The following is a 9593-nucleotide window of genomic DNA, read 5'->3' on the forward strand; positions in this document are numbered from 1 at the left end:
GATCGCGCGCCGGGCCGGTGCAGAAATAGAACGTGTTCCTGTCCCGAAGTAGAACGTGTTCCTATAGTGTCGGGGCGTGCAGAAGGAACAACGCCCGGCGATACCGGACTGGTTCACCACGGATGACGGCACGCCGCGTCTGGTGGGAAGCCGCTGCGATGTGTGCAGCACGCCCTACTTCCCACGGAACACGCTGGCCTGCCGGAACCCGCAGTGCGCCGGTCCGAAGGACGGCTCGGAACTGTCCGAATACCTGTTCTCCACGCGTGGCCGGATCTGGTCGTACGCGGATGCCCGGTACAAACCGCCCCCGCCCTACGTCTCACCCGATCCGTTCGAGCCCTACGTCGTCGCGGCGGTGGAGCTCGAGGTCGAGCAGATGGTGATCCTCGGGCAGGTCGTCCGCGGTCTGACGGTGGACGACCTGGCCGTCGGCATGGCGGTGGAGCTCACCCTCGGCGTGCTGTACACCGACGAGGAAGCCGATCACACGGTGTGGATGTGGAGGCCGGTCGATGACCGACAGGATTGATCGCGATATCGCTGTCCTCGGTGCGGGTATGCACCAGTGGGGCAAATGGGGGCGAAACTTCGTCGAATACGGGCTGGTAGCGGCCCGCGCGGCGCTGGCGGACGCCGGGGTGGACCATCGTGATGTCGGCTATATCGCCGGCGCGGACACGATCCGCAACGGATATCCCGGGTTCGTCTCCGGAGCCACCTTCGCCCAGGCGCTGGGCTGGTCGGGTGCGCGGATTTCCAGCAGCTACGCTGCCTGCGCCTCCGGTGCGCAGGCCATCGCCAACGCGCGCGCCCAGATTCTGGCCGGTCTGACCGATGTGGCACTGGTGATCGGTGCGGACGCCACCCCCAAGGGGTTCTTCCAGCCGGTGGGTGGCGAACGCCGCGATGATCCGGATTGGTTGCGCTTCCACCTGCTCGGCGCCACCAACCCCATCTACTTCGCGCTCTACGCCCGCCGCAGGATGGCGCTGCACGGCGCCACGCTCGACGATTTCGCCGCGGTCAAGGTGAAGAACGCCCGGCACGGCCTGAACAATCCGTACGCCCGGTACCGCAAAGAGGTCTCGGCCGAAGAAGTCGCGGGCTCGGCCATCGTCTCGGATCCGCTGCGGCTGCTCGATATCTGCGCGACCAGTGACGGCGGTGCGGCACTGGTACTGACATCGGTGGACTACGCGCGCCGGCACGGCATCGCCGACCCCGTTCGTATCCGCGCGCTGTCGACGGTGACGCCCACATTCCCGAAGACGGTCGTCGACCTGCCGGATTTCGCGACGGATTCGGCCGTGGCCGTCGAGGCTCCGCCGCATACCTTCCGCTCCGCCATCGCGCGGGCCGCGTACGAGGAAGCCGGCCTCGGCCCGGCCGAGCTGTCCTTCGCGGAGGTCTACGATCTGTCCACCGCCCTGGAACTGGACTGGTACGAGGATATCGGCCTGTGTGAGATCGGCGGCGCGGAGGAATTGCTGCGCAGCGGCGCGACCACGCTGGGGGGACGGGTGCCGGTGAACCCCAGCGGCGGACTGGCCTGCTTCGGTGAGGCGATTCCCGCGCAGGCCATCGCCCAGGTCTGTGAGCTCACCTGGCAGCTGCGCGGACAGGCCGACGGCCGTCAGGTGCAGAACGCCGGGGCCGGTATCGCGGTCAACCAGGGTCTGTTCGGTCACGGGTCGGCGATCATCGCCGTCCGGTGAATCCGGCGTCCCGGCCGTGCACGCACGCGGCCGGGACGTGCGGGCCGGTCGCCGTGCGAACTCGGACGTTCCTCCCGGCGGCGGTCCGTCGGGCTCGGCGGATCAATGCGACCGAGGTGCGGCGGTATGCGCGGCGACGAGGCGGGCCGCGCGGATCGCGTCCCACAGCGGTCGCAGGAGGGTTTCGTGGGCGGTGGCGGCGCTGGCCGAGGTAGGCGCGGAAGCGGGTTCGCGCTGGGCGACCGTGAGGATCGCGGCCACATGGTCGGCGGTATCCAGGATGCGTTTGGCACGCAGCGGCACGCATTCCGGGTAGGTGTGCCGCGAGTAGTCGGCGAGTTCGGCCTCGATGAGTTCGCGGGGGTCCGCGTCACCGGCGCCGAGCCCGGTGGTGTGCAGCCGCATGAGTGCGTCCGCGGCGTCGCGCACGGCCTCGCGCATGGCGTATTCGGCCTCGCCCAGCGACATATCGGACCCGGCGGCCCGTGGCATCGGCACCCCGTAGACCGTCCATTGGAGGGTGTCGTCGTCGGTGAGGTAGGGGATGAGCCCGGTGCCTTCTTCGCCCGGTACACCGATGAGAATGCCCTCCTCGGCCTCGACGGCGTCGGTCGCGAAGGCGGTGCCCACCGGAAGTCCGCGGACATCACCGGGTACCGGCAGCACCAGCCGGAGTTCGGCGCCGGGGACAGCCATCGCCTCGCGAATCATCTTGAGCAGCGGCATGACCGCGGTGCCCGGCGCGCCGCCCAGCGCGGACCAGGGCAGATCGGTACGCCCACCGGTGACCGGGTCACCGGCCGCGAGAGTGTGCCGGGGTGCCCACGCGTGCAGTGCCCCGAGGACGTCGTCGGGCGCGCTGCGACCCGCGAGCCACGATCCGGCCCACAGCGTCAGGGTGGCACTGGGAGAGCACATAATCATCGAGCATAAAGGGTGTCGGCAACCGGCGGGCGTCGTCTGCCGAGGCCGTTTCCGCGGGTTAGAATGGTTCCCCCGGTTCGGTCACGAAATCGATCAGACGCTCCACCGCACCCAGCAGCGGTGCCTCCAGATCCCGGAACGATCCGACCGCCGCGTACACCCGGCGCCACCCGTCCTGCGGTGTGCCCCAGCCGAGTTGGCGGCAGACCCCGCTTTTCCAGTCCTCGCCTCGCGGTACCCGGGGCCACTGCGCGATGCCCACCGCCGCGGGCTTCACCGCCTGCCACACATCCACATACGGATGCCCGGTCACCAGCACATGCTCGCCCAGCCCGGTGGTGAGATGTGTCTCCTTGGAACCGGTCACCAGATGATCGACCAGGACCCCGACCCGTTTGCCCGGCCCCGGCCCGAATTCGGCCAGCCGCGCGGCGAGATTGTCCAGCCCTTCCAAATGTTCCACCACGACGCCCTCGACCCGCAGATCGTGTCCCCAGACCCGTTCCACCAGCGCCGCGTCGTGCACGCCCTCGACCCAGATCCGGCTGGGCGCGGCGACTTTCGCGCGCAGGCCCTCGACGCGGGTGGAACCGGACGCCGAGCGGGCGGGCCGGGCCGGCGGTGCCGCTTTCGGCCGCACCAGGGTCACCGGTTCGCCGTCGATGAGGAAGGCCGCCTCCCGCAGCGCGAACAGGCGCACCGCGCCGCGGGCGTCGGCCAGTTTCACGAAATCGCCGTCGTAGGTCCGGTCGAACCCGACCACCGCGCCGCAGAAACCGCTGGCCGCGTCCTCGACCACCAGATCGGCGTCCGCGGTGACCCGGGGGACCGTGCGCCGCGCGGTTCGCGGATGGCCGGAGAAGATATCGCCGTATCGATCGCTCACCGGGCCGAACGTAGCGCACCGGGGCCGGTCGGCGCCGCTGTCGGGGGCCGGGTGTCGCCGGTCCACCCGCACAGGCCCCGTTGGCGCACTAGGCTGGGGCGCGTGGCCGCAATTGTCTGGTTGGTCGCCGGCGTTGCGCTGGCGGCGACCGAGGTGTTCGTCGGTGAACTGACCCTGCTGATGCTGGGGTCGGCGGCGCTGCTCACGGCGGGGGTGAGCTTCCTGGCCGGGACTCCGGTCGTGGTCGACGCCGTGGTGTTCGCCGTCACCGCCGTGGTGCTGATGCTCGGCGTCCGGCCGGTTCTGTTGCGGCGCTTCGGTACTCCGCCGCCCACCCTGACCAACGTGGACGCGCTGACCGGTAAGACCGCGCTGGTGCTCGAACCGGTGGGCGAGCACGACGGCCGGGTGAAACTGGGCGGGGAGGTGTGGTCGGCCCGCGCGCTGGATCCGGCCGAGGAATACCCCGAGGGTACGACCGTGTACGTGATGAAGATCGACGGCGCGACCGCTGTCGTCTGGAAAGGGCCGTGATGGCTGCTCTGATCGTCGTCCTCGCACTGGTGCTGCTGGCGGCAGTGGTGGTGTTCAAGTCGATCGCGCTGATCCCGCAGGCGGAGGCGGCGGTGATCGAACGACTCGGCCGGTACTCCCGGACCGTATCGGGACAGCTGACGTTCCTGGTGCCGTTCGTCGACCGGATCCGCGCCAAGGTGGACCTGCGGGAACGGGTGGTCTCCTTCCCGCCGCAGCCGGTGATCACCCAGGACAACCTGACCCTGCAGATCGACTCGGTGGTGTACTTCCAGGTGATGCAGCCGCAGTCGGCGGTCTACGAGATCTCCAACTACATCGCGGCCGTCGAACAGCTCACCGTCACCACACTGCGCAATGTGGTCGGCGGGATGACCCTGGAGGAGACGCTGACCTCCCGCGACCAGATCAACAACCAGCTGCGCGGGGTGCTCGACGAGGCCACCGGCCGCTGGGGACTGCGGGTGGCGCGGGTGGAGCTGAAATCCATCGATCCGCCGCCGTCGATCCAGGAGTCGATGGAGAAGCAGATGAAAGCCGACCGCGAGAAGCGGGCGATGATTCTCACCGCCGAAGGCACCCGCGAATCGCAGATCAAAACCGCCGAGGGCGCCAAACAGGCGCAGATCCTGTCGGCCGAGGGCGCGAAACAGTCGGCGATCCTGTCGGCCGAGGGTGAACGCCAGAGCCGGATCCTGCGCGCCCAGGGCGAGCGGGCGGCGTCCTATCTGCAGGCGCAGGGGCAGGCCAAGGCCATCGAGAAGGTGTTCGCCGCCATCAAATCCGGTAAGCCGACCCCGGAACTGCTGGCCTACCAGTACATGCAGACGCTGCCCATGGTGGCGCGCGGCGACGCGAACAAGGTGTGGCTGGTCCCCAGCGATTTCGGTAAGGCGCTGGAGGGTTTCGCGAAGAACTTCGCCACGCAGGGCGAGGACGGGGTCTTCCGGTACGAGCCGCCGGCCGATGCGGAGGTGCCGGGTAAGCCCGAGGACGATTCCGACGAGGTCGCCGACTGGTTCGACACCAGTACCGATCCGGCGGTGGAACGTGCCGTGCGCGCCGCGGAATCGGTGGCCCGCACGCCGGTGGACACCGCGGCCCCGGTCACCACGACGAAAGCGGCCGCGGACCCCGGCCCCGCCGCACTGTCCCCGCGCCAGGACGCTCCGGGACCGGAAGTCGCATCGCGGCAGTCCGATCCGGCGCCGGAGCATCGCCCCGGGCAGTAGTTGCGCCGTCCGGTGACAGCCGGGGCGCGGCCGCGGATTTCGCGATCGGCGCGCGTCCCGGCGGAGTCTGGTAGATAATCGAAATCTTCTGCTGGACATGAGCATCGGGGCATGGTGACGACGCGTCGCGCGGTACTGGGGGCACTGGCCGGCGTGCCGCTGCTGGCCGCCTGCTCGCCGGGGGTATTGCTGGGCGACGGCGACGCCGTCCGGATCGCCGTGGCGTGGAGTGGCCTGGAATTGTCGGCGTTTCGGGCGGTACTCGCAGCCGTGGGTTCACCGGAACCGGTCGAGGTGGTGCCGCTGGGTGACGAGATCGGCACCGCCCTCACGGCCCGTGGCCGCTCGGCTCCCGAGATCGTCATGCTGCCGCAGGCCGGCCAGGTCCGGGAATCGGCCGCGGCGGGCCGGCTGCGGAAAGTGCCCGAATCGCTGTGGTCGGACGCGAGCGGGCCGCGCTACGCCGAATACTGGCAGCGGCTGTGTTTCGCCGGTGACAGACCGTACGGCGTGCCGTTCAAGGCGAGCGGCAAATCACTGGTCTGGTACGACCGGGAGGCGATGGCCGCGGCCGGGCTGGGCGATCCGGCCAACTGGACCGCGGGCGACTGGCTCGACGGCGTGCGGGAACTCGCGGGAGCGCCGCGGCGGCTGCTCGCGCTCGGTGCCGCGGACGGCTGGGTGCTGACCGACCTCTTCGAGAACCTGCTACTGGCCGAATCCCCGGCGGTGTACCGAGCGCTGGGCGACGGGCCCCGGGACTGGAACGCACCCGCGGTACACGCCACCTTCGCGCGACTCGGCGGGCTCTGGGGTATCCGCTCCGGGCTGCCGGGCGGGGTGGGAACCGCGCTCACCCGGCAGTTCGCCGATGCCGTGCGGGATGTGTTCGAGCACCGGCGGGCCCTGGCCGTGGCGGCCCCGGATTTCGCGGAACCGGTGGTGCGCGACGCGTTACGCCGGAGCGGGCGCGGTACGGAAAGCGCGGCTGTGGTCCCGTTTCCCGTCACGGCACCGGGCGGTGAGCGCCCACGGATCGCCGGCGGTGACGTGATGGTGCTGACCCGGTCGGCGGATGAGCGCGCGGAGTCGGTGGTCGCGGCGCTGGCGGCCGAGACCGCCCCGCTGCCGTGGATCGAGGGGCCCGGCGGTTTTCTCGGGCCCAATCTGCGGACCCGTGCCCGGTACTCACCGTGGTCGGACGCGGCGGCCGAAACGATCTCCGGCCGCGTGGAGTTCGATCTCTCCGATCGGATCGGCGCGGTCGGCGGCCGGGACGGATTGTGGCGGGTGCTCACCGAATTCCTGATCGCCGTGGGGGACCGTGGCGGCGATGTCGGGGCCGCGTCCGCGACGGCGGTCGCGGCGCTGGGCCGGTTCGAACGGGGTTGGAGATGAGTACGGCACCCATGGAATTCGAAGCGCACGAGCTTCGCCTCGAACTGCCGCTCGCGCGAATGCGTGGCCCGCTGGTCCCGGGTCGGCCCCCGGCGCGCGGGATCACGGTGATCGCCTGCCTGCCGGCGCTGCTGTTGCTGGGCCTGCTGGTGGTGGCGACCTCGGCGACGGTGGTCGTCGCCGTGCGGACAGCTCTCTGGCCGGTGGTGGGATGCCTGCTCGGTGCGGCGGCGTTCGTGGCGGCCCTGGGCGCGGCCCGCCGGAGCGGGAATCGCGGTCTGTGGGCGCTGCCGGCCCTGGTCGGGGTGAGTACGCTCGGTGTGCTGGCCTGGTCGGACGAGGCGTATGCGCGCAGTCTGGGTTGGATGGTGTTCGCGGCCGTGTTGCTCCTCACGGCCATGCTGCTGGCCTGGTGGAGCCGGGACAGCCGAGGATTGTGGTTGCCGCTGATCGTGCCGTTCGGAATCTCGGCGGTGGTCTCCGGGGTGGCGTTCCGGTTGATCTTCCAGTACTCCGGCGCGCGGTTGGGTTTCGACGCGTTCCCGGGATACCGGGCCTGGTTCGTGGCGATGCTCGGCTCGGCCTTCCTCTGGACGTGGCTGGGCTTCCTGGTCGGCGTGTTCCGGGCGGGCATCCGGGCGCTGGAACGCGATCCGGTGCGGTGGCCGCTGCTGGAGCGGAAATCCGGAGCGACGCTGTTCTGGCGGTTGTTCGCCCTGCAGCGGCCGATCGTCCTGGTGGCCGGACTGGTGGTGGGAGTGGCCGCGGCCCGGGTGTTCGATGTGGTGCTGATCGGGGTGCCGGGTTCGGTGCACCATCAGGTGGACAGTGCCACGGTGTCCTGGTGGCGGCTGGCCGGTGATCCCGCGACCGCCGGTGACGCCGCGGTGTACGCCGTGCCGCTGGCGGTTCTGGTCGGCGTGGTCGCCTGGGCGTTGCAGACCGGTCTGGCGAATGGTCCCGCCGGCTTCCCGCCGGAGGCGGCCGGGGCGGGCGGGTCCGCGGCGGCACCGGTCGGCCGGATGGCGACGCGGGCCAGGGCGGCGGTCATCGGGGCGCTGTCGGCCGCCGCGGTGGTACCGCTGCTGGTGCTCGTGGTGGTCGCGCTGCGTGGCCCGGACGGCTGGGCGGTGTCCGCCTTCGCCGACGTATGGCGCAACCACTGGCTGTGGCGCTCGCTGGAGGCCACCTTCTGGGTGGCGCTGCTGGCGACGATCATCGTGGTGGCCGCCGCGGCACCGCTGGCGTACCGGCTCGCCGTGGCACCCGCGCGGTGGCCGGCGCGGGCGATGGTGATCCTGCTCGTCGTACTGGCGGTACTGCCGGTACAGGCCTACCTGGGCCCGCTCGAGATGTTCATCGACGATCACGGGCTCTCCGGCACCCGGGTGCCGCTGGTCCTGGTCCACGCCGCGGCGGGCCTGCCGATAGCGGTCCTCATCCTGCGCGGCGCGGTGGCCGCGCCCCCGGGGAGCCCGGCCGCCGACACCCTGCGCGGACTGGCCGCGCCCGGCACCATCAGCCGACGCCTGCTGGGGTCGGCCGGTACCGCCCTGGTGGCCGTGGCCGTACTCGAATTCGTGCAGGTCTGGAACGATTTCATCGTCGGGCTGCTGATCAGCGGCGCCGGGGCGTCGCCGTGGTCGCTGTTGCTGTGGGGCGAGGCCCGCCAGTTCGGCGAGAACGCGGCGCAACTGGCGGCGGGTTCGCTGATCGCGGCGGTGCTACCGGTTGTCCTGGTGCTGGCGACCTGGCGGCGCTGGATCGTCCCGGGACTCACCGGCGGAGTGCTGCGGTGAATGAGATACCCCGCGTGTCCGGGGTCCTCGGTGGTCTGTCGGTGCTGGCCTCGGCGCTACTGCTGGAGCTGGGCCGCAATCTGGTGATGAATTCGTTCGGAGAGGGCGCCGACGTGCAGGCGCTGGCCTCCGGGCTGCGCTGGCTGGCGGTATTCGTCATCGTATTGGCCGTGTTGTACACGGCGTATCGGTTCACGGCCGATCGCCGGTCGGGTGCCCGGCTGGCTGCGCGCCGCAGCCTGCTCGCGGGCCTGGACGCGCCGCCGCCCGCCGGCCCGGAGGCCGCGGCCGCCCGGGAACTCGCTTCGGCGCCCGGAACAGATCCCGGGCTGTTCGGCGCCCTGTCCACCGATGAGCGGCAGCCCCTGGAAACCGTCGCCGCGGCGCTGCGGGAGCTGCCGGTATTCGATTTCGACGCGGCGACGCTGCACGCGATCCTCACCGGGATGAGTATCGCGCCGGTATCGGCTCCGCGCGCGGTCGGCATGGCGGGGGCGCACAGCCCGGCGCGGGCCGAACCCTGGACCGCCGTGGAGATGACGGCCCGCCTGGTGCGACACGGTGTGCTCGAATGTTATGCGCCGCAGCGCTACCGGATCGCGAAGGCTTCCGCATCGCCCACGCGTTCGGGTGTGCTCGCCGATGGTCTGTGGCATGCCGGGCTGTTCGCGCTGGTGTCCCACACCGCGGGCCGGGCGGAGGGCTGGGCCGCGGGGTCGACGACGGTGGCGTTCGGATCTCGCGCCCGGCGCTGGTTCGCGGTGGAGGAGAGGTGGCTCCGGGCGATTGTCGCGACGTGTTGCGCGGACGAGGGGGAGCATCCCGGCGCCGGGGTCCATCAGGGGAGCCGGGGCCCCGGGACGGGCTGCCGGATATCGGTCGCGCCCGCTGTCGCCGCTGAGCTGGCCCGGATAGGTGACGCGCTCGATTCCTGGTACGCGCTCCGCCCCGACGGCGGTGGGGCGCGGGCCCGGGCGGTGGCAGCCGAGCTGGAGAAACTGGGTCCGGCGAAGCTCGGCAGCCGATACCGGGGAATCGAGATCCGGGCGGGTGCGGATCCCGAGCACGCGGCAGATCGTGCGGACATTCCCCGGCGCCGGCC

Annotated in this window: 9 protein-coding genes; 7 read left to right on the forward strand and 2 right to left on the reverse strand. The window is 71.1% G+C overall.

All coding sequences use genetic code 11. The features are described from left to right. Window positions 1–76 precede the first annotated feature (76 nt). Window positions 77–532, forward strand: coding sequence for a Zn-ribbon domain-containing OB-fold protein (locus ACWDU1_RS23730; RefSeq protein ID WP_450001640.1), 456 nt, complete (start codon window positions 77–79; stop codon window positions 530–532). Beyond that, complete coding sequence (locus ACWDU1_RS23735; protein ID WP_450001642.1) at window positions 516–1718, forward strand: lipid-transfer protein; 1203 nt, start codon at window positions 516–518, stop codon at window positions 1716–1718. The genes ACWDU1_RS23730 and ACWDU1_RS23735 overlap by 17 nt, the downstream gene beginning before the upstream one ends. A gap of 102 nt (window positions 1719–1820) precedes the next feature. Here the strand turns inward: ACWDU1_RS23735 and ACWDU1_RS23740 are convergent, their stop codons facing one another. Both ACWDU1_RS23740 and ACWDU1_RS23745 read right to left on the reverse strand, forming a co-directional pair. Continuing rightward, window positions 1821–2636: a hypothetical protein gene (locus ACWDU1_RS23740; RefSeq protein WP_450001644.1), complete on the reverse strand. Its 816-nt coding sequence runs from the start codon at window positions 2634–2636 to the stop codon at window positions 1821–1823. Window positions 2637–2700: 64 nt separating this feature from the next. After that, window positions 2701–3528 (reverse strand): DUF3097 domain-containing protein, encoded by an 828-nt coding sequence (locus ACWDU1_RS23745; RefSeq protein ID WP_450001645.1) that lies wholly within the window; start codon window positions 3526–3528, stop codon window positions 2701–2703. A 102-nt stretch (window positions 3529–3630) separates the two neighbouring features. Between ACWDU1_RS23745 and ACWDU1_RS23750 the strand changes: the two genes are divergently transcribed. The 5 genes from ACWDU1_RS23750 to ACWDU1_RS23770 all read left to right on the forward strand — a co-directional run. Continuing rightward, window positions 3631–4062, forward strand: coding sequence for an NfeD family protein (locus ACWDU1_RS23750; RefSeq protein ID WP_357421265.1), 432 nt, complete (start codon window positions 3631–3633; stop codon window positions 4060–4062). Further along, window positions 4062–5294, forward strand: coding sequence for an SPFH domain-containing protein (locus tag ACWDU1_RS23755; protein ID WP_450001648.1), 1233 nt, complete (start codon window positions 4062–4064; stop codon window positions 5292–5294). The genes ACWDU1_RS23750 and ACWDU1_RS23755 overlap by 1 nt, the downstream gene beginning before the upstream one ends. A 111-nt stretch (window positions 5295–5405) precedes the next feature. Then, window positions 5406–6692: an ABC transporter substrate-binding protein gene (locus ACWDU1_RS23760; protein WP_450001650.1), complete on the forward strand. Its 1287-nt coding sequence runs from the start codon at window positions 5406–5408 to the stop codon at window positions 6690–6692. Further along, window positions 6689–8491, forward strand: coding sequence for a hypothetical protein (locus ACWDU1_RS23765; RefSeq protein WP_450001652.1), 1803 nt, complete (start codon window positions 6689–6691; stop codon window positions 8489–8491). Before ACWDU1_RS23760 ends, ACWDU1_RS23765 begins: the two co-directional genes overlap by 4 nt. Continuing rightward, window positions 8488–9593, forward strand: a 1106-nt coding sequence (locus ACWDU1_RS23770; RefSeq protein WP_450001653.1) for a hypothetical protein, incomplete at its 3' end; no start/stop codon positions are given. The genes ACWDU1_RS23765 and ACWDU1_RS23770, both read left to right, overlap by 4 nt.

It is taken from the genome of Nocardia sp. NPDC003345 (assembly GCF_053589395.1).